Origin of the sequence: Chitinophaga sp. GbtcB8 (genome assembly GCF_019091455.1) — a bacterium.
GTDB lineage: Bacteria > Bacteroidota > Bacteroidia > Chitinophagales > Chitinophagaceae > Chitinophaga.
The window spans coordinates 24,120-43,860 of record NZ_JAGXJN010000051.1 but is presented as its reverse complement, the minus strand read 5'-3'; the positions used below and the strand labels follow the sequence as shown (position 1 = coordinate 43,860).

Genomic DNA, 19,741 nt, shown 5'->3' with positions numbered 1-19,741 from the left:
CCCTGCTATGGCAGTGCCGGTATCCCTGATCGGAACTTTTATGTTCATGCAGTTCTTCGGCATTACACTCAACCTCATTACCTTATTTGCATTGGTGCTTGCAATTGGTGTGGTGGTGGATGATGCCATTGTGGTAATTGAAGCGGTGCATGCAAAAATGGAGGAAGAGCATCTTTCGCCGTTAAAGGCTACCAAAAAAGCCATGCATGAGATCAGCGGGGCCATTATTGCTATCACCTTTCTAATGGCAGCGGGATTTATTCCGGTGGCATTTATGTATGGCCCGGTGGGCACCTTCAACCGGAAGTTTTCCATCACCATGGCCACCGCCATCATTCTTTCAGGTATAGTGGCCTTGACCCTTACCCCGGCTCTTTGTGCCATGATATTGAAGAATAATCATGGAAAGCCCAAAAAGAAAACGGTGGTAGACAAGTTCCTGGATGGCTTCAATAACTCATTTAACCGTACGCAGGGAAAATACCAGCAGCTGCTGGGAAAAATTGTCAGCAGGAGGGCGGTCACCTTTGCGGTGCTCATCGCTTTCTGCGCCGGCATATGGTTCCTGAATAAGAGCGTGCCTTCTGGTTTTATCCCGAATGAAGACCAGGGCATGTTCTATGCTATTATTCAAACACCCCCCGGATCCTCACTGGAAAGAACAAACGAAGTTGCGGAAAGGCTTCAAAAGCTTGCAGAGCACATTGAAGGTGTACAATCCGTTTCCTCCCTGGGAGGGTATGAGATCCTTACAGGAGGTACCGGGTCCCACTCGGGAACCTGCCTGATCAACCTGGAAAGCTGGGAAGACCGCAAACATTCTGTACAGGAAATCATTAGTGAGCTGGAAGAAAAATCGAAAGATATTACCGGCGCCACTATTGAGTTCTTTCAACCGCCAGCTGTACCGGGTTACGGTGCTGCCGGTGGTTTTGAATTGCGTTTGCTGGATAAAGCAGGATCAGGCGATTATAAAAAGATGGAAACCGTGAGCCGTGACTTTGTAAAGGAATTGAGCAAACGTCCTGAGCTGGCATCCGTATTTACCTTTTATAGCGCCAGCTTCCCGCAATACATGCTGCGGGTGGATAATGACATTGCACAGCAAAAAGGCGTGACCATTGACAATGCCATGAACACGCTTTCTACATTAATAGGAAGTAACTACGAGATCAGCTTTATTAAATATGACCGCCAGTATAAGGTGATCGTGCAGGCATCGCCGCAATACAGGGCATTGCCGGACGATATCCTGAAGCTGTACGTGAAAAATGACCGTGATGAAATGGTGCCTTTCTCCGCTTTCATGAAAATGGAAAAGGTGTATGGTTTGTCAGAGATCACCCGGCATAACATGTACAATGCATCGGAAATAAGCGGTTCATCCGCACCGGGATACAGTAGCGGTGAAGCTATTAAGGTGATTAACGAAGTAGCGCAAAAAACTTTGCCAAGAGGATTTGGGATTGACTGGGCCGGTATTTCAAAAGATGAAGTAGCCCAGGGTAACCAGGCAATTTATATCTTCCTGATCTGTCTTGGTTTCGTATACCTGATCCTGTCTGCACAGTATGAAAGTTTCATCCTGCCTTTATCGGTAATTCTTTCATTGCCGGCCGGGATCTTCGGCGCATTCCTGTTGCTGAAATTATTAGGATTGGAAAATAACATCTATGCACAGGTGGCCATGGTAATGCTGATCGGGTTACTGGGTAAGAATGCCGTATTGATCGTGGAGTTTGCGGTGCAGAAACACCGTTCAGGCGCCACCGTATTACAGGCTGCCATGGAAGGCTCAAAGGTGAGGTTCCGCCCTATCCTGATGACCTCATTCGCATTCATTGCGGGTTTGATCCCGTTGGTGTTTGCCTCCGGTCCTGGTAAGATCGGTAACAGAACCATCGGTACTGCTGCAGCAGGCGGTATGCTTTTCGGAACAGTTTTCGGCGTGCTGGTTATACCCGGGTTATACTACATATTCGGCAGAATTGCAGAAAGACGTATGCTTGTTAAAGAAGAAGAAGAAAATCCATTAACTGAAGAAATTGATCACAATGTATAAATCAAGGATACAACGATGGATTGGCCCACTGAGTATTTGCCTGGCTGTAGCAAGCTGCAAGATCCCCGCGATCATGCCGTCAAATGAGAACAGATCGGTTCCCGGATCCTACAATGATAGCCAGGATACGGTTAATATGTCGGCCACTCAATGGCGCAGCTTTTTTACGGATCAGAACCTGGTAAGCCTGATTGACACCGCGCTGAAGAACAACCAGGAGATGAAGATCACCCTGCAGGAAATTGAGATCGCTAAGAATGATATCCGGTCAAGGCACGCGGCATTACTGCCCACCGTGAATTTAAGGGCCGGGGCCGAGCTGGAAAAAGTGGGCAGGTATACCAGCCAGGGTGCAGGTGATGCATCTACTGATATCAAGCCAGGGACAGAAGTGCCGGAGAACCTGCCGAATTATATGATAGGCGCTTATGCGAACTGGGAAGCGGATATCTGGAAAAAATTGCACAACGCTAAGAAAGCTGCGGTTACCAGGTATCTGTCAACAGTGGAAGGCAGGAACTTTGCGCTGACAAACCTGGTAGCTGAAGTGGCCAATTCTTATTATGAGCTGCTGGCGCTGGACAACCAGCTGGGCATCGTAAAACAGAACATTGAGCTGCAAAAAAGCGCACTGGAAATTGTAAAGGTGCAGAAAGAAGCTGCCAGGGCAACTGAGCTGGGTGTTCAGAAATTTGAGGCGGAAGTGTTGAAATCCCAAAGCATGGAGTTTGACATTCTGCAAAGCATAAAGGAAACAGAGAACAAGATCAACTTCCTGTTAGGCCGGTATCCGCAGGAAATACCCAGGGATAAAAGCGACTTCCTGGGTTTGCTGCCACAGGCCGTTAGCTCCGGGATCCCTTCGCAGCTGCTGGCTAACCGCCCGGATATTAAACAGGCGGAGCTGGACTTAACCGCTGCAAAACTGGATGTAAAAGTAGCGCGGGCGGAATTTTATCCTTCACTCGGCATTTCAGCCGGAGTAGGGCTTGAAGCGTTTAAGCCTTCTTACCTGGTGAAATACCCTGTTGAATCGCTGCTTTATTCCCTGGCCGGTGATCTTGTGGCGCCGCTTATAAACCGGAATGCCATCAAAGCGGAGTTTAACAGCGCCAATGCACGGCAGCTGCAGGCTATATATAACTATGAGCGTACCATTTTAAATGCGTACCTGGAAGTTTCCACACAGCTTTCCAACATCAGTAACCTGGAACACAGTTATGATCTGAAGTCAAAGCAGGTGGATGCGCTCACCAGGTCAATCGATATTTCCAATGACCTGTTCAAGTCTGCCAGGGCAGATTACTTTGAAGTGCTGATGACCCAGCGCGATGCGCTGGAAGCTAAGCTGGAGCTGGTTGAAACTAAAAAAGAGCAGCTGAATGCTGTGGTTAATATTTACAGGGATCTGGGAGGTGGATGGAAGTAAGATGATCTTATCGTAAATGAAAAGAGCCGGCAAGTTATTGACCGGCTCTTTTTTTAAAAAAAAACTATTTAAGCTTTTTCTCTATCCATTTATTTGTTTCATCTACCAGCAATGACATCACATCTTTTTTGCCTGCCTTAAAAGAATGATCTGCCCCTTCCAGTTTTACCAGGGTTGCTTTTTTCAAAGACGCACATACTGTTTCAATCAGCTCCCAGGTAGCCAGGGTATCTTTGCTGCCCTGTAAAAAAAGCATCGGTATTTTCAGCGCTTTTAAATGGTCGGCGCGCTCCGTGGAGGGCTTGCCGGAAGGATGCAATGGAAAACCATAGAAAACAATGCCGCTAACGGCACTCTCCGGATGGGCTGCCAGGTATTGTGAGCTCATTCTTCCTCCGAAAGATTTGCCGGCAGCAAATAACGGCAGTTTGGGAGCTAGTTCACGCGCCTTTGCAATAGCCGCTTCTATTGTGGCGTGGGCAACTGCGGGAGTATCAGGCCGGCCTTTTTTTCCTTCAGCAAAGGGGAAATTAAACCGCAGCGTGGCAATGCCTGCCGCTGAAAGTGCATTGGCCAGCGTTTCCATAAACGAATGATCCATGCCCGCTCCTGCTCCATGTGCCAGCGTGAAAATGCACTTCGGTTTGTCCGGAGCGGTATATTTGGCAGAAACGGTGCCTGCCGTAGGGGAAACCGTTAGCTTTAAGGATTGTATACTCATGGTAAGATCAAAATTAATTCATCTCCACGTTAACCTTTCACCCTTTTTATCACGACGTTGATATACGTTTGGCTGCAGTTCATCAATCGGTTTTGTTTCGTTAAGGGTGAATAGCTACATTTAAGAAGGGCTAAGACCTGATTGTCCTTATACGCTAAACTTCCAGCAATGAAACACAGACAGGATCTTTCAAGGAGAGTTTTCCTGCGGAATGCCGGCTTATCCGGTATTGCCTTAACGATCGGCTATTATTGGCCGGCATTGGGGAAAAGTGTTGGCGAAATTATTCATGCAGGGAATGCGGAAAATGCAGCAACAGAGCTAATGTCGTGGATCTCAATAGACAATAGCGGCAAAGTAACCATTTTTAATCACCGTTCAGAAATGGGACAGGGCACCTGGCAATCCATCCCGCAAATTATTGCAGAAGAGCTGGAAGTTAGCATGGATCAGATAAGTATACGGTTTGCTGCTGCCAACAAAAAATATGGTCCGCAGCCGCAGGAAGGAAGTTTTTCCATACGTGGCTGGTACCAGCAGCTGTTGCGCATGGGCGCCAGTGCCCGGGAAATGTTGATTGAAGCAGCTGCAAAACAATGGGGTGTTGAGGCAACGGAATGTTATGCCGAAAATGCAGAGGTAATACATCGCAGCACGGGAAGAAAGCTCAGCTACGCTGAACTGGTAAAAGACGCTTCGCAAATAAAACCTCCAGAGCAGGTTAAGCTAAAGGAGCGCAAAGATTATAAAGTGATCGGCAAATCCCTGCGCCGTAATGATACCATGGCTAAGGTCAACGGCGCTGCGGTATTTGGGCTGGATAAAAAGCTGCGGGGTATGTTATATGCGGTGGTGGAGCGCAGCCCGCGTTTCAGGGGAAAAGTAAAAAGCTTTGATGATTCGGCCACAAGATCCGTTAGCGGTGTAAAACATGTATTTAAGGTACAACGGCCTGTTTTTGGTATGCTGTATGAAGGTGTGGCCGTAGTGGCAGATTCATTATGGACAGCTATGCGCGCACGCAAGCTGCTGAAGGTTGAATGGAATGATGATGGTTTTGAACACCTGGATTCCGAAATGCTTATTGCCAGGATGCAGGAGGATCTCCATAAGCCCTTGCCATCAGCTGTTTTTGAAACAGCTTTACAAAATACTGCTACCACTATTGAAGCGGAGTATGAAATGCCTTACCAATCGCATAGCTGCATGGAGCCGCTCAACTGCATAGCTGATGTAAAAGACAACAGCATTGAGATATGGGGTCCTATACAGGAAGCCCTCTGGATACAGGCAGATCTGAGTGAAAGAATGCACATTCCCATTGAAAACATTACAGTGAATATGACCTTTCTCGGCGGTGGTTTTGGAAGAAAGGCATTTCCGGATTACCCATATGAAGCGGCATTGATATCAAAAGAAATGAAAGCGCCGGTACAGGTAATGTGGACAAGAGAAGATGATATGAGCATGGGGCCTTTTCGTGGCGGAGCATTATACCGGTGCAGGGGTGGGGTGGATGCACAAAAGAAGATAGCTGCATTTCAAATTGTTACTGCTGCACAATACATGGGTGCAGGAACAGATAACGATGCGGAGCAGCAAACTGTAACAACGAATAGCGGCGGAATTGCCGGCCTTGCAAGTGACTATTATCAATCAATACCGCATTATAGTTTTGGAACGCTCCCCACAAAATCTCCTATACCCACCATGTGGTGGCGGGCTCCAGGCGCCAATGTTGATGCATTTGCCGCAGAATGTTTTATAGACGAGCTGGCGCACCTTGCTTCGCAGGATCCGCTTGCATTCAGAAAAGCGCATCTTAACTCGCCTCGTTACCAGGCTTTGGTAAATAAGCTGGCAGCCATCAGCAGCTGGCAATCGCGGCGCAGGAACGATGGATGGGGCGTAGCCATCACAGAATGTTTTGGCAGCATGGTAGGGCAGGTAGTGAAAATATCCCGCCGGCCGGATCAGAAGATTAAAATTGATAAGGTATTTGCCCTGATAGATTGTGGCTGGTATGTAAACCCCGATATTATCCGTGCCCAGATTGAAGGCAGCATTATAATGGGGCTGGGCGCAGCAATAAACCACGCCACACATTTTAAAGAAGGTAAAGCAGTGGAAAGGAATTTCAATACCTATTTAATGCCACGCATTAATGAAATTCCGGAAATAGAAGTGCATATTATGGAGAATGATGAAAAGCCCGGTGGTGTTGGTGAACCGGGGTTACCAGCCTTTGCACCGGCGTTATGTAATGCCATTTTTGATCTTACCGGTAAGCGTGTTCGTAAGCTGCCTTTTAGGTTGGAGGAGGTGTGAGGTTTTATGCATTACCAAAATTTCCACCAGGGTTTATTTTTTATTTGGACCTCTTTTGAAGAACTGTCCCTGTTTGGTGCCGTGTTCTTTGAGAAACGATAGCCTGTAAGAATAGTTTCAAATAGTAGATCGTCTGCGCTATCGAGTGATGTTCCAAAATAGCGGCTACTTATTTCAAAAACAAAATTTTCACCTACCTGGTCTTCTGTGAAAGGTTCCCCGGGAAATTCATCAAGTAAGTATATTCTATTGCCATGATCATCAATAGTTGATTTACTTAGTAATGCTTCTTCTTCTATTAAAGGGTCGCCATATTCCAGGAATGTACCATCGTCACTTGCTCCTGCTCTTGCCCGTATTTTTTGTCCGTTCTTTATTACAGCATATCCCCAGAGATTTACGGTACTATGTAATACAATGGCACAGATCTCAGCTTCCGGGCATTCGCGTATTAAAATTTTTTCAGCATCGGAGATGTGTTCTGTTAAAAAGGATGCTGGTATGTCAGGTACTGAAATGATCAGGCTGTCCTTATAAGAGCCTATATATACACTGTTGCCTTTGGGATTCAATGCAATCTCGAAGGGTTCGTCGTCAATGCTTTTCAGATCTGTGAGGCCCAAATTATTAAGCAGGCTTTCAACAGGTAAATTAGGCCGGGGTGTGATGATGATTGTTGATGTTTTCCATCCCATGGTATAGTGTTATAAGTAAGATGAAAAGTAATAAAAATTGAGCTTCCGGAACATAGGGAGAAGATTTAATAACTGTGTAAATAATAATTATCGAGCCATGAAAATTCATTCATAAACCCGTTAAATGATCGTCTAAATTTAGTACCATGTGGACTTCTGGTGCTTTTGAAGCAAAACAGGGGTTACAAAATCTGCTGTCCCAGATTGTTTACCACGATTTAGAAAACAGACATTATGGAACAGAAAAACAAATACTGTTTTGCATGTATTATACGCCAGTCACGGTTTTCGGCAGATGGGAAACAAAAAAGCCAGCAATTTGCTGACTTTTTTCCTTCGTAGCCCGGACAAGAATCGAACTTGTATCTAAAGTTTAGGAAACTTCTATTCTATCCATTGAACTACCGGGCCATTCCCAATACCCCTTTCAGCCAGGGCCAAAAGGAAAAGGGAGTGCAAAAGTATGTTTTTTCATGTCAAAATCCAACTCTCAAACAGCGGCACCGTCAAATGCTGCTTAAGCCAGCCGTATTACTGCAAATACCAACCATCTGCACATCTGCATATCCGCACATTTGCACATTTCTAGTTATACATCCCCTCAATCACCTTCCCATACTTCTCTAATATCACCTTGCGCTTCAGCTTCATGGTAGGCGTCAGCTCTCCGCCATCCACTGTCCACTCCTGCGGCATCAGCTCAAATTTTTTCAGCTGCTCCACATGGCTGAAGAACTGGTTATATTTTTCCAGCGCCTGCTGGAACAGCTCCTTCACTTCCGGGTTTTTCACCAGTGATTCATGCGTGGTAACGGCAATGCCCCGTTTCTCGCACCAGCCTTTCAGGTTGGTAAAAGAAGGTACGATCAGTGCTGAGGTGAATTTCTGATCCGCCCCTACTACCATGATCTGCTCTATATAAGGCGATTCTTTGAACTTATTTTCAATGGGCTGCGGCGCTACAAATTTGCCGCCGGAGGTTTTGAACAGCTCCTTTTTCCGGTCAGTGATCTTCAGGAATTTATCATTTACGATCACACCAATATCACCGGTATGGAACCAGCCGTCCTTGATGGCATCTGCTGTCAGATCCGGACGTTTGTAGTAGCCAAGGGTAATATTGGGGCCTTTGCAAAGGATCTCGCCATCCTCCGCTATTTTAACGGTTATACCGCTGATAATAGGTCCTACGGTGCCAAACATCCGGTCCTGCACATCCACGCGGTTCACGCTGATCACGGGGGAGGTTTCTGTTAACCCATAACCTTCCAGCACAGGGATACGGCCGGCGGTGAACACCTTCAGCAAGCGCACCTGGCAGGCCGCTGCACCGTTCACAATGGCCTGGATATTACCGCCCAGGGCCTCCCGCCATTTTTTGAACACCAGCGCATTGGCAATGGAAAGCTGCAGGTTATACCACCAGCCCTGGTCCTTATTGATCTCGTATTTTTTACCTAATTCAATAGCCCAGAAGAACAGCGCACGTTTTATGCCTTTCAGCTCCAGGCCTTTGGCCATGATCTTTTCATATACCTTTTCCAGCAAACGCGGTACAGTGGTGAAAATGGTAGGTTTCACCTCCCGCAGGTTGTCGGCAATGGTATCCATACTTTCTGCATAATAAATAGGCACCCCTGCAGTGAGGTAAACATAGGTTACCATGCGTTCAAAAATATGGTTCAGGGGCAGGAAGCTGAGCGCGCGGGCGCTGCTGTGTACCGGCAGGTAAGGGATACAGGCCGTTACATTGCTCATAATGTTATGGTGGGTCAGCATTACGCCTTTGGGTGTGCCGGTGGTGCCGGAGGTGTAAATGATGGTCACCAGCTCTTCCGGGTCTGTATTCTTTTTAATGGCCTCAATGGTGGCATAATCCTCCTGTTTGGCCATGGCCGGCACCTCTGTCCAGTGGCGTGCGCCGGGTAATTTATCAAAGGAAAAGATCTCTTTCAGCGCAGGCAGCTGATCGCGGATGGCGATCACCTTTTCCAGTATCTCCTCGCTGCTAACGAAGAGAATGCGTGCACCTGCGTCATTTAATACAAAGGCCAGCTCATGCTGGCTGATAGTAGGGTAAATAGGGGTCAATACGGCGCCCACTTGCTGGCAGGCCAGGTCCGTGATCATCCACTCCGGCCGGTTGGCAGAAATAACGGCTATTTTATCTTTGCCTTCCAGGCTGCCATCGCCACGGCTAATGCCCAGCTGCAACAAGCCGGAGCTGAATTGCATGGTCAGATCTGCTACTTCCCGGGTGCTGTACTTCTTCCATTGCCCATCTATTTTGCCTGCCAGCATATCCTCTTTAGGATATTTTTCCAGCTGCCAGGCGAGTACGTCAAATAATCGGCTCGGTTGATCCATCATGCTTTAGTTTGCTTTTTGCCATTTTCACAGGCCACGACTCTGCTGTTCGTTTTGTAATTTTTCATATTCGCGGATAGTATTTCCATGGGGATCGTTGTGGTAGGCGCCAAAATAGTGAAAAGCCAGGCCAATACCCCAACCAAAAGCAGGCCATATGGGCCAGGGAGTACCGCCCCGGTTGCCGCCGGTTGTGATCAGCCATAGCGCCCACAAACCAGCATTCACTACCAGGTAGGTGATCAGGTGCGACTTAAACGCAGTCCGGGCCTTGGCAATGCGCCAGAGCCGTTCATCCCGTTGTTGTGTATTTTCCATGAGAACAGGTTTTAGTGATAATAGAGGCAATTAAATTTAAATAATTTTATTTGAATTTGATTGCCTATTCTACTACCGCTCCGCCTTAATGGAGAACTGGATGTTTACCAGGGAATTGATCAGTTTATCCTGCACAGATTTATCTGCGCGGTAGGTCATGCCCCATAACGTGCGGTCCAGGTTGAAATTGGCCGTAGCAGTAACCTCATTCTTCTGCAATACTATTTTGGCAGGGAAGGAAATATTTTTACTGATCTGTTTAATGGTCAGGTTGCCCTGTATGGTATGCGTAGCATCTTTTAGCAGCACTTCATTACCGTCTGATACAAAGGGTTTTACCCCGGTAATAGCAAATTCCGCTTCGGGGAATTGTGCTACATCAAAGAACATGGCGCCCTTCAGCTCACGCTCCAGCTTATTTTTCATGGAGGTATCCGCTTTCAGGTCCAGATCTTCCAGGGAAGTAACGTCAATCACAAACTTGCCGCCGGTAATAGCGCTGTCCTGAACATTCAGGGTGCCGTTCTTTATTTTAAAACGGCCGGTATGCTGGCCGGTGGGTTTAGTACCTATCCATTGCACATAACTTTCGCTGGTGTTTAAGCGGTAAGCCGCGCCTTCGCCTTCCTGTACGGATTGGGCATCGGAGATCGTTGCCTTATCCGCTTTGGGCGCTTGCTGGCAAGCCACTATCAAACATCCCATGATCAGTAAAATATATCGCATACATGTAAATATTAGTCCGCAGGTTGTAGTGGCAACTAACTTCCCGTTACTTCCCGGTTGCCTACCCACACAAATCTTTTCAAAATAAACTCCTGGTTGGTAAAGCTGGCATTGCCCGCCGGGTTGCCGCCTGTAACATGAAAATCTGAAAAAGCGGCATGCTGGTTCACCCATATAAACCCGGTAAAGTTGAAGGATACCGGTGTGAACACGCTGTTCATTTCCTCGGCAATTTTTTCCTTCATCACCGCATCATTCGTATAGGCGCCACAGGTAATAGCTCCATGTTGCTGGGCCAGTTGTTTGGCCAGCTGTATAGAATGGCTGGTATCTTTTGTTTTAATGATCAGGATCACCGGCCCAAACAATTCCCTTTCATAAATATTCTGGTCGGCGCTGGTTACTTCCAATACGGTAGGGGAGCATACCCGCGCGTTGCTGAACTCTTCATTCACCACAGGGCCGCCCTGCAGCAGCACTTTACCGCCCAGCGTGTAGGCGTCCTGTGCGAGGCGCAGTGTAACATCATTCTGTACCGCACCCAGGGTGCCGGCGCCCATTTTAGGATTATTTACCAAAGCGGAAATAGCATCCTTAATTTTCTGCGCTGCTTCATTAAAGCTCAGGTTACCATTGGCGGTGCTGATGCCCTGCTCTGGTATAAAAAAGTTCTGCGGCGCAGTACACATCTGACCCGAATACAGGCATACGGCAAAGGCCAGGTTCTGTGCCACCGCGTCCATATCCTGCACGCTGTCCAGTATCACGGAATTAACGCCTGCTTTTTCAGTAAAAACGGTTTTGTGCTTTAGTGATTCTACATAATCACCAAAAGCAGTGCCACCGGTATAATCGATCAGGGTAATAAGCGGGTGTTCGCACAGCTCTTTGGTAATAGGCTCCTCGCTGCTGTCAGCTGCCAGCTGGCACAGGTGCGGATCAAAACCATTCTCCTGCAATACCTTTTGTATGGCGCTAATGGCAATGGCAATGGGCAGCACTGCCTTTGGATGCGGTTTTACGATCACCGGGTTGCCCGTGATCAGATCTGCGTATATACCTGGCAGTGAGTTCCATACCGGGAAGGTAGAGCATCCAATTACCAGGCCAATACCTTTGGGCACTGCCTTAAAGGTTTTATGCAGCTGCAGGCTGGTTTTGCCCATGGGTTTTTCCCATACCTGCTCTGCGGGAAAACGTTGTAATTCCTCATACCCCATGGCAATGGCTTCCAGCGCACGGTCATTGGCATGCGGGCCGGAGGCCTGGAAGCTCATCATATAACTTTGCCCGGTGGTATGCATGGTAGCATGCGCTATTTCAAAGAAATAACCTTTGATCCTTTCCAGGGTCTCTACCAGTATATCGGCGCGGTTGGTAGCAGAGGTATTGGCCCATTGCCTGGCTGCGTTTGTTGCATTGGTTACCAGCTCGCTCACGGTAAAGGCAGGATAGGTGATGCCCAGCTTTTCCAGGGTGTAAGGAGAGTTTTCTTCGCCTACACGGCTACCGGCGCCGGTTTGCAGCAGCTGGTCAAAAGGCTGTTGCAGCATTTTCTTAAAATTGTCGGCGCCTTTGGCAGGGGCTTCTTCTCCATAAGCTTTGGGGTGCTCGGGGTACTGCGAGTAAAACCGCCGTTCGTGGTTGGCTTTTACCGCGTTGTCAATTGTGTTTTGGTGTTTTGTTGCAAGCATATAATAATTAATAATTAACAATGAATAATTAATAACCACGTGGAATCATCGGCACTTGCATTCTCAATTTTTTAAAGCATATAAAACAAAAACAAACCAGCACATCAGTGCCTTCTATTCATTTGCACATTTATTCCCATACATCCGTACATCCCTATCTGCTGAGTGTAAACCGGCCATCATTGTAATACTCATCGGGGCGTAATTTAAACGGATGGTTGCGCTGGTACTGCATAAACTTATCGTATTCTGTTTTGTGCAGGTTGGTCCAGGCGCGATAGCTGGCCTGGCTGGCTACCGGTCCAAAGATCCATTGGTTATACGCTTCAAACATACCCTCTTTCAGCAGGGTACGCTGCATGTCAAATAACGCAAACGGGTATTTGAAGCTATAAAAATTATACCAGTCCAGTATAAAACGGGTGCGCAGCATAATAAGCGTTTCAGGGTCAATACCGTTGCTGATAACGCCGGTTTGCTTGGCCAGCAGCTGCCGGAATACATTTACAAAGTCCGAATGCTCAGCGGTTTTACCACGGCGTCCTTTTTTGCCGCTTTCCATATCTGCCGGAATGCTGTTTAGCATAGACGGGTCGTTAAACAGCTTTTTGTAGGATTCAATTAATATATCGCGGATCTCTGCGGTACGCGTGGTATAGCTTTCCAGGTTCACAAATATCTCCCCGTACAGGATGGCCCATACCGGGTCTTTGCTATAATAATAGGTGCGGGCGGCATTGTAATAATTGCCGGGGAAATTGGGATCTTTTTCAATGCCTTTGAGCCAGTTGTTCAAAGCCCCGTCAAACATTTTAAGGGAAATGAGCAGCTGCCCGTTATCGTTATACAGCTCCCCGCTTTCCGGGAATTTGCGGATCCCTTTATCATATAATCTTTGCGCGCCTTTCCAGTCCTGCCGGGATTGATAGATATTGCCGGCTATCTGGTACAGCTGTGCATCCGTATCTTTTTTATCCAGCAAAGGCTCAATGATCTTTTGCGCTTTGGGCATTTCCCCACGCAGGTAATAGGCAAAGCCCAGCTGTTTGCGGAACTGCGTGTTGTCCGGCTCCAGCTGTAAGGCCTGGTTTAATACCAGTATAGCATTGGCATAATCGCCGCTGCGTATAAAGTTATTGGCGGTGCTGAACAGCTCATTCGCATCCTGTGCCCAGGCTACCTGGGTAAATAACAAGAATCCACTTATTAGTATTTTTTTCAATAAAGAAAATCGCCGGTTCATGCCTGTCTTTGCTTTGTTGTAAATGTAAAGAAAATGTACAAATGAATGCGCTAATGTGCTGATATGCTAATGTGCTGAGCGTCTGGAATTAAAAAGGTCCCGGGGGCTATTCCGGGACCTTTTTAAGTAAAAAACATATTAATGCGCCTGATGATCATCACCGGCATATGAGTATCCTGATCAGATCAGCTGCGTGATCAGCCCATCCCTCAGCTTGGGCTCAAACCAGGTGGATTTGGGAGGCATTACATTGCCGCTGTCCGCAATATCAAACAGCTGCTGTATAGTAACAGGGTAGAGGGCAAAGGCTACTTTCATTTCGCCGCTGTTCACCCGTTTTACCAGCTCTTCCAGTCCGCGGATACCGCCCACGAAATCAATGCGTTTATCGGTCCGCGGGTCTTTAATACCCAGCAGCTTATCCAGTACATTATTTTGCAGGATGGTTACATCCAGTATGCCAATAGGATCGGTGGTGTAGGTGCCTTCGCGGGCTACCAGGCGGTACCACCTGTTTTCCAGGTACATGCTGAACTCATGCAGCATAGCTGGCTTTTGCGGCAGGTGGCCTACCTCCTCGACCGTGAAATCATAATCCAGGCGGGAGAGCAGGTCTGCCGCTGTAAGGCCGTTCAGGTCTTTTACCAGGCGGTTATAATCCAGGATAGCCAGCTGGCTGGCCGGGAAAATAGTGGTCAGGAAAAAGTTGGCTGCATCTTCTTCAGATTTAACCAGTCCCTTAGCGGCAAACTCCTTTTGTACCAGGGAGGCAGAAGCTGCACGGTGGTGTCCGTCGGCAATGTAGGTAAAGGGCACTTTTTCGGCAAAAAGGCTGGTGATCTGCGCTGTCACAGCGGCATCGTCCACCACCCAAATGGTGTGCTGTATGCCATCATCAGCGGTAAAATCGTAAGCGGGTGTTTTGTGCTGCCAGTGCTCTATTACCACATTCAGCTCCGGCACATCATTATAAGCCAGGAACACATTACCGGTTTGCGCACGGGTGGTTTTTATATGATTAATACGGTCCTGCTCTTTCTCGGGACGCGTAAATTCATGCTTTTTAATAATGCCGTTGTTATAATCTGTAATGGACGAAGCGCATACCAGGCCTACCTGTGCACGCTCATCCATTACCAGCTTGTAGATATAGTAACAGGGCTGGGCATCCTGGAACAGGGTACCTTCTTTAATGAACTTCTGCAGGTTCTCGGCCGCTTTTTCATACACGGCCTGGCTATGAATATCCGAACCGTCCGGCAGATCTATTTCAGATTTTGAAACGTGGTAATAAGAATTAGGATTACCGGCGGCTGCCACTTTAGCTTCTGCAGAGCTAAGCACATCATAGGGCCGTGCGGCCACCTGGGCAGCCAATGCGGCTTGCGGTCTTAATCCTTTGAACGGTCTGATGATTGCCATGATTATGTGATTGTTGAGGGGGCAAAAATAATAATAATGTGCAAATGTGCTAATGTGCAAATGTGCAAATGAATACAGGCGGAGTAAATAATGTCAGCATATCCACAAATTAAAAAATCCCGTTCGTCTGCAGACGAAACGGGACTTTAAGCATTATAGCGGTTAATCAAATAACTAAGTTATCCGCACAAATATCATTCTCACCACATTATTACGCCTTCTTCAGGCTGAAGTATTTCATCGCTTCTACCATTACCTCTACGCTTTCGTAGGGCAGGGCATTGTACAGCGATGCGCGGAAACCGCCTACACTGCGGTGGCCTTTGATGCCCACTATATCTTCTTTCTTACAGAATTTCAGGAATTCTTCTTCCAGCTCCGGTTTATCCATAATAAAGCACACGTTCATGCGGCTGCGGTCTTCTTTGGCTACCGTACCACGGAACAGCGGGTTATTATCAATTTCGCTGTATAGCATGCCGGCTTTCTTTTCATTGAGGCGTTCCATTGCAGCTGCACCGCCCTGCTCTTTTAACCAGCGTAACGTAAGCATGGAAATATAGATCGCAAATACCGGCGGGGTATTGTACATAGATCCGTTTTCAATGTGCACGCGGTAATCCAGTATGGTGGGTATTTTACGCGTTACCTTACCCAGCGCGCTTTTACGCACCGCTACCATGGTAGTACCGGCAGCGCCCATATTCTTTTGTACCCCGGCATAGATCAGCGCAAACTTGTTAAAGTCCAGCTGGCGGCTCAGGATGTCTGAGCTCATATCTGCTACCAGCGGCAGGTCTGTTACCGGCATTTTCTGCCACTGCGTACCATAAATGGTATTGTTAGTGGTAATATGCAGGAACTTGGCCTGTGGCGGAATTATGAATTGCTTGGGAATGTGGTTATAGTTGCTTTCACGTGAGCTGGCCACGGCATCTACATATCCAAAAGACTTGGCTTCCTTCATAGCTTTGTATGACCATACACCGGTGTCTACATATGCAGCCGTTTCTCCGTTTTCCAACAGATTCATAGGCACCTGCATAAACTGTGTGCTGGCACCTCCGTGTAAATACAGTACTTCAAAGTCATCCTCTAGTTGCATTAACTCCTTTACCAGGCTGCGTGCCTCATCCAACACGTTCATGAACAGTTCTGTTCTATGACCTATCTCTAAAATTGACATGCCCGATCCTTCGAAATCAATCAACGCTTTGCTGGCTTTGTATAATACCTCGTTCGGTAATACAGAAGGCCCGGCGTTAAAGTTGTGCACCTTCATGTTGCGATCCTGATTAAATAAATTATTAGCTTCTTCCACTTTTATTGGTTTTTCTAAGGAACGGATAAAAAAAGTAAGGTGTTTCTGTTAAGTGGTGTAGGATAAAGGTTAAAAAGATAGTGCCAACAAAGATAATTTAACTTTTCTTAAAAACCGTTTTTTATTTTAAATGGTATAACACGTGAAAAGTTAAATTGAAAATAGTAATATGCTAATGGCTGAGAGTGAATGCCACACCGGGTTTCATGGCTTGTTATTTTATAGTTAATACAGTCATTCTTCTTCGTGCCCGCGGCCCAAAGAACGCCTCTTTTGCCAGGCCTGGTCCAGCTGCTGAAACTCCTGCAGCTGGGTGGCGGTAAAGGATCTGCCGGCCAGCTCCTGCAGGGAGGGCTGCCCGGCATTTACCCAGGCTGTGTACCAGCAGCTGGCCGCTGCCTGCATAGCACCGCGCATGCGCCGCTCCACCATATTGCCCAATAACCGGTGATAGGCCAGGGTATAGGCTTTTGAATAATTCCGCGCCAGCACGCCATTCCGTTTTTCATAAGCATAACGCTGCGCCGGCGGGAAGCGCCCGCTTAATTCCTTTTCCAGCCTTAATACCGTATCGGCTGCCAGCGCGCTGCTTATAATAATTTCCCATGCAAAGTCCTGCACATCTGTTATATAAGTGGCTTTGCCCGCCCAGTAGTTAAAAGCCTTATCTGCCACCAGCTCCGGTATGCGCGATTCCCACAGGCCATGAATGCCCTGCTGGTTGGTTAATTGCCCGTTATGATTGGAGCTGGCATGCAAAGGCACATGCGCATCGGCAACGTAATGTCCCAGCTCCGCAGAAAGTTTCAGGATCTGCGCCGCATCCTTTTCCTCAAAGGCACAGCTTAAACGGGCCACCATACGGGGAATATGCCAGGGCAGTATGCCATGCTGCTGTAATGTATCTGCTGTATATTTTACCATGGCAGCCTGCCAGGAACGGGGCAGACTGTCAAAAGGCGGTGGTCCGTAATGATCAATATCTATATAATGCCGGGGCGCTTCCGCGGCTACAGCATACCTTCTTTTATCAGGGTCAACAGCATGCTGCGTTATAAATTCCAGGTGTGGTTTATAGAACACCAGCATTTCCGGTGGCAGGGAAAATACCGCCAGCCGGTTAATACGCTGATGCGCAAAAAATCCCCAGCTATTTCCTTGTAACGGTAATAATAATACTAACAGTATAAACGGTAAAAGCCGCTGGTACATACAGGTTGAGCATTTAGCATTAAGTAATTTGAAAACTACACTGAGAGAGGATTGCAGCCGCTAAAATAAGCATAAAAATTATGCGTGCACACACATAATCTTGTTTTGTTAATGGTTGGTTAAACAAATGGTATGATCGCTGACGGGTTTTATATTTAGCATAAATATCCCACATCAGGCACGACCAAATATGAAAACAGCAGCGCCTTAAATCCAATGCCGTGAAGAAGGGGACTAACTCAATTATGGAAAATTTTACGACCATTCCGGTAAATGGTATGCCCATTTTTACCCGCAGCACCGGTGAATCTGATAAAGCCATTATTTTCATTCATGGGGGATTGCAACAATCCGATATCTGGGACGAGCAATTAAAAGATGAATTATTGCAGGAGCAGTTCCGACTTATAGCGCCGGATCTGCCTGGCCACGGACGTTCAGGGCGTAGCACCGCACCGGAGCGTGATTATAGTATTGCCGGTATGGCCCGGCAGCTGGCCGATTATATTAATGCCAGCACCCTGGAAAATTATGTGCTGGTAGGCATTTCATCAGGCACAAACCTCATCAGCGAAGCGCTGCCTCTTTTATTGCAGCCGCCTAAAGGATTATTTTTTGCCGGTGCAGCTATTGGCAATCATGATACGCCGTGGGCCTCCGTACTACTGTCATCCCCGTACGAACAGGTGCTTACAGAAACCCCTTCGGATGCTGCTTTAACCGCTTACAGCAAAAAGCTGGTGTACCGGCCTACAGACCAGTTCATAGCCGGCTGCAAGCAATATTATTATGATACAGATCCTGTGTTCCGCACCACTTTTGGCCGGTATATGCGGGCCGATGGCGCCAATCATATAGATGGCCTGCAGCATAGCGAGCTGCCTTTATGCCTGGTAATGGGGCAGCAGGAGAATGTGGTAAGGCTCAATTACCTGGATGGGGTTTCTTTTAAACGTAAGTGGAAAGATACCATCTTCAAAGTGCCCGCAGCCGGGCATTTGGTGAACTATGACCAGCCGCAGATCTTCAATCACCTGTTATGGCAGTTTGCAGAAGAAGTGTTGAATAAGTAAAAATTAAAAAGAAGCTCTTTTGGTTGAACATAACATCCCAAGGCCGGGAGTTCTTTAACTTTTAATTTTTCACTTGGTATGGTGGTCAATAGAAGTAACGCCGCCGCTTACTGCAAACTTCATGGCTTCACCCGCGGAAATATTCTCCAGCGGTTTCACTCTTTCTTTAGGCACCATAAATACTTTGCCGGTAATGGCATAGGCATGAGGTACGTACACGGCCATATAGCCTTCAAGCCCTAAATAGCTCACGTCCGTTTGGGTGATAAAGCCCATTTCCCATACATCCAGCCCGTATAGCTGTACCAGCACGGGGTGGTCAAATTTCTTTTTCTCGCCCACAAACGCATCAAACACATCTTTTACAGAGCTGTAAATGTATTTGATGAAAGGAGTACGTTCCATCAGGCGGTCAAACATATCAAACAGGCGGCCTACAATAAACGAGGAGCTCAGGTAGCCTACCATAATGATCAACAGCAGCACCAGCACAAAACCTACCCCTTTATAATGCAGGTATTTATATACAAGCGTATTTTCCGGAAGCAGTGAAGTGGGCAGCAGGTTATCCACCGTCATAAAGGCCCAGTAAATGGTAAACGCAGTAATGCCAATAGGGGCCAGGATCAGTAAACCCTGGAAAAAGTACCGCAGCATACGGGCGGCAATGGCTTTCATTTTAAGTTCGGGAGACATAATATTAAAGTGCTAGGTGCGGATGAGCGAATGTGTAACGGTGATTCCAATTTCCGGGCGCAAATTAGCTAGATTATTCCAGATTAGGTTTACTTACATAAGCACATCTCAGCCCCGGAGCCTGTGCCACCGCCGGCCTGCTCCTTATCCCAGAACCATTCACTGTGCGGGCCAGGGTGCGTTTCCCCTTGGCTTAACCCAGAGTATACGGCCCAAAGCCCCGTTTTGCATGCTTTCCAGCGCTTCTTAATTGTGGGAGTTTGAACAGATGTAAACTTCAGACAGGATTATTTAACAAAGGCGTAAACCTATATTAGGACGACACCCTCATAATTGCTCCGTAATTGCTGCGCAATTCGTGCGCAACCCGTGCGCAATTCGGGTCGGGGTTTTGGAATATAGCTATTGGGAATAAACCTGCCGCAAATTTCTAT

Annotated in this window: 15 protein-coding genes and 1 tRNA gene; 4 read left to right on the top strand and 12 right to left on the bottom strand. The window is 47.2% G+C overall.

Translation table 11 applies throughout. The features are described 5' to 3' along the window. Both KVT36_RS29140 and KVT36_RS29135 read left to right on the top strand, forming a co-directional pair. Positions 1-2,062: efflux RND transporter permease subunit (locus tag KVT36_RS29140; RefSeq protein ID WP_217606958.1), on the top strand; the 2,062-nt coding region annotated here is incomplete at its 5' end. Positions 2,063-2,135: 73 nt separating this feature from the next. Further along, positions 2,136-3,491 carry a TolC family protein gene (locus KVT36_RS29135; RefSeq protein WP_254640244.1) on the top strand — a complete coding sequence of 452 codons (1,356 nt, stop codon included), beginning with the start codon at positions 2,136-2,138 and terminating at the stop codon, positions 3,489-3,491. Positions 3,492-3,555: 64 nt separating this feature from the next. On the opposite strand, the gene KVT36_RS29130 is transcribed toward KVT36_RS29135, so the two are convergent. Then, positions 3,556-4,212, bottom strand: coding sequence for an alpha/beta fold hydrolase (locus KVT36_RS29130; protein ID WP_217606956.1), 657 nt, complete (start codon positions 4,210-4,212; stop codon positions 3,556-3,558). Between the two features lie 168 nt (positions 4,213-4,380). Between KVT36_RS29130 and KVT36_RS29125 the strand changes: the two genes are divergently transcribed. Next, complete coding sequence (locus KVT36_RS29125) at positions 4,381-6,540, top strand: molybdopterin cofactor-binding domain-containing protein (RefSeq protein ID WP_217606955.1); 2,160 nt, start codon at positions 4,381-4,383, stop codon at positions 6,538-6,540. A gap of 11 nt (positions 6,541-6,551) precedes the next feature. On the opposite strand, the gene KVT36_RS29120 is transcribed toward KVT36_RS29125, so the two are convergent. The 10 genes from KVT36_RS29120 to KVT36_RS29075 form a co-directional block, all read right to left on the bottom strand. Beyond that, the gene (locus KVT36_RS29120; protein WP_217606954.1) at positions 6,552-7,235 is read right to left on the bottom strand and encodes a hypothetical protein; all 684 of its coding nucleotides are present in this window, start codon (positions 7,233-7,235) and stop codon (positions 6,552-6,554) included. A gap of 339 nt (positions 7,236-7,574) precedes the next feature. Then, positions 7,575-7,646: transfer RNA gene (locus KVT36_RS29115), tRNA-Arg, on the bottom strand. A gap of 174 nt (positions 7,647-7,820) precedes the next feature. Beyond that, a complete protein-coding gene (locus tag KVT36_RS29110; protein ID WP_254640243.1) occupies positions 7,821-9,605 on the bottom strand; it encodes a long-chain fatty acid--CoA ligase in 1,785 nt (594 codons plus the stop codon). Between the two features lie 24 nt (positions 9,606-9,629). Next, positions 9,630-9,920: a 2TM domain-containing protein gene (locus KVT36_RS29105; protein WP_217606953.1), complete on the bottom strand. Its 291-nt coding sequence runs from the start codon at positions 9,918-9,920 to the stop codon at positions 9,630-9,632. A 72-nt stretch (positions 9,921-9,992) separates the two neighbouring features. Continuing rightward, complete coding sequence (locus KVT36_RS29100; RefSeq protein WP_217606952.1) at positions 9,993-10,646, bottom strand: YceI family protein; 654 nt, start codon at positions 10,644-10,646, stop codon at positions 9,993-9,995. A 35-nt stretch (positions 10,647-10,681) separates the two neighbouring features. Beyond that, positions 10,682-12,340, bottom strand: a complete 1,659-nt coding sequence (gene paaN / locus KVT36_RS29095; RefSeq protein WP_217606951.1) for a phenylacetic acid degradation protein PaaN — start codon at positions 12,338-12,340, stop codon at positions 10,682-10,684. A gap of 154 nt (positions 12,341-12,494) precedes the next feature. Further along, complete coding sequence (locus tag KVT36_RS29090; protein ID WP_217606950.1) at positions 12,495-13,535, bottom strand: lipopolysaccharide assembly protein LapB; 1,041 nt, start codon at positions 13,533-13,535, stop codon at positions 12,495-12,497. 228 nt (positions 13,536-13,763) lie between these two features. Next, positions 13,764-15,005, bottom strand: coding sequence for a DUF1015 domain-containing protein (locus KVT36_RS29085; RefSeq protein ID WP_217606949.1), 1,242 nt, complete (start codon positions 15,003-15,005; stop codon positions 13,764-13,766). Positions 15,006-15,216: 211 nt separating this feature from the next. Further along, a complete protein-coding gene (gene serC / locus KVT36_RS29080; protein WP_089908465.1) occupies positions 15,217-16,287 on the bottom strand; it encodes a 3-phosphoserine/phosphohydroxythreonine transaminase in 1,071 nt (356 codons plus the stop codon). Positions 16,288-16,560: 273 nt separating this feature from the next. Then, a complete protein-coding gene (locus tag KVT36_RS29075; protein ID WP_217606948.1) occupies positions 16,561-17,538 on the bottom strand; it encodes a zinc dependent phospholipase C family protein in 978 nt (325 codons plus the stop codon). 245 nt (positions 17,539-17,783) lie between these two features. Between KVT36_RS29075 and KVT36_RS29070 the strand changes: the two genes are divergently transcribed. Continuing rightward, the gene (locus KVT36_RS29070) at positions 17,784-18,611 is read left to right on the top strand and encodes an alpha/beta fold hydrolase (protein ID WP_217606947.1); all 828 of its coding nucleotides are present in this window, start codon (positions 17,784-17,786) and stop codon (positions 18,609-18,611) included. 69 nt (positions 18,612-18,680) lie between these two features. On the opposite strand, the gene KVT36_RS29065 is transcribed toward KVT36_RS29070, so the two are convergent. Beyond that, positions 18,681-19,307, bottom strand: a complete 627-nt coding sequence (locus tag KVT36_RS29065; RefSeq protein WP_217606946.1) for a DUF502 domain-containing protein — start codon at positions 19,305-19,307, stop codon at positions 18,681-18,683. Positions 19,308-19,741 lie beyond the last annotated feature (434 nt).

Excerpts from the sequence above, each read along its gene's own strand:
- KVT36_RS29135 (WP_254640244.1), top strand. The coding sequence starts at position 2,136 with ATGCCGTCAAATGAGAACAGATCGGTTCCCGGATCCTACAATGATAGC.
- KVT36_RS29130 (WP_217606956.1), bottom strand. The coding sequence starts at position 4,212 with ATGAGTATACAATCCTTAAAGCTAACGGTTTCCCCTACGGCAGGCACC.
- KVT36_RS29125 (WP_217606955.1), top strand. The coding sequence starts at position 4,381 with ATGAAACACAGACAGGATCTTTCAAGGAGAGTTTTCCTGCGGAATGCC.
- KVT36_RS29120 (WP_217606954.1), bottom strand. The coding sequence starts at position 7,235 with ATGGGATGGAAAACATCAACAATCATCATCACACCCCGGCCTAATTTA.
- KVT36_RS29110 (WP_254640243.1), bottom strand. The coding sequence starts at position 9,605 with ATGATGGATCAACCGAGCCGATTATTTGACGTACTCGCCTGGCAGCTG.
- KVT36_RS29105 (WP_217606953.1), bottom strand. The coding sequence starts at position 9,920 with ATGGAAAATACACAACAACGGGATGAACGGCTCTGGCGCATTGCCAAG.
- KVT36_RS29100 (WP_217606952.1), bottom strand. The coding sequence starts at position 10,646 with ATGCGATATATTTTACTGATCATGGGATGTTTGATAGTGGCTTGCCAG.
- paaN (WP_217606951.1), bottom strand. The coding sequence starts at position 12,340 with ATGCTTGCAACAAAACACCAAAACACAATTGACAACGCGGTAAAAGCC.
- KVT36_RS29085 (WP_217606949.1), bottom strand. The coding sequence starts at position 15,005 with ATGGCAATCATCAGACCGTTCAAAGGATTAAGACCGCAAGCCGCATTG.
- serC (WP_089908465.1), bottom strand. The coding sequence starts at position 16,287 with ATGAAGGTGCACAACTTTAACGCCGGGCCTTCTGTATTACCGAACGAG.
- KVT36_RS29075 (WP_217606948.1), bottom strand. The coding sequence starts at position 17,538 with ATGTACCAGCGGCTTTTACCGTTTATACTGTTAGTATTATTATTACCG.
- KVT36_RS29070 (WP_217606947.1), top strand. The coding sequence starts at position 17,784 with ATGGAAAATTTTACGACCATTCCGGTAAATGGTATGCCCATTTTTACC.
- KVT36_RS29065 (WP_217606946.1), bottom strand. The coding sequence starts at position 19,307 with ATGTCTCCCGAACTTAAAATGAAAGCCATTGCCGCCCGTATGCTGCGG.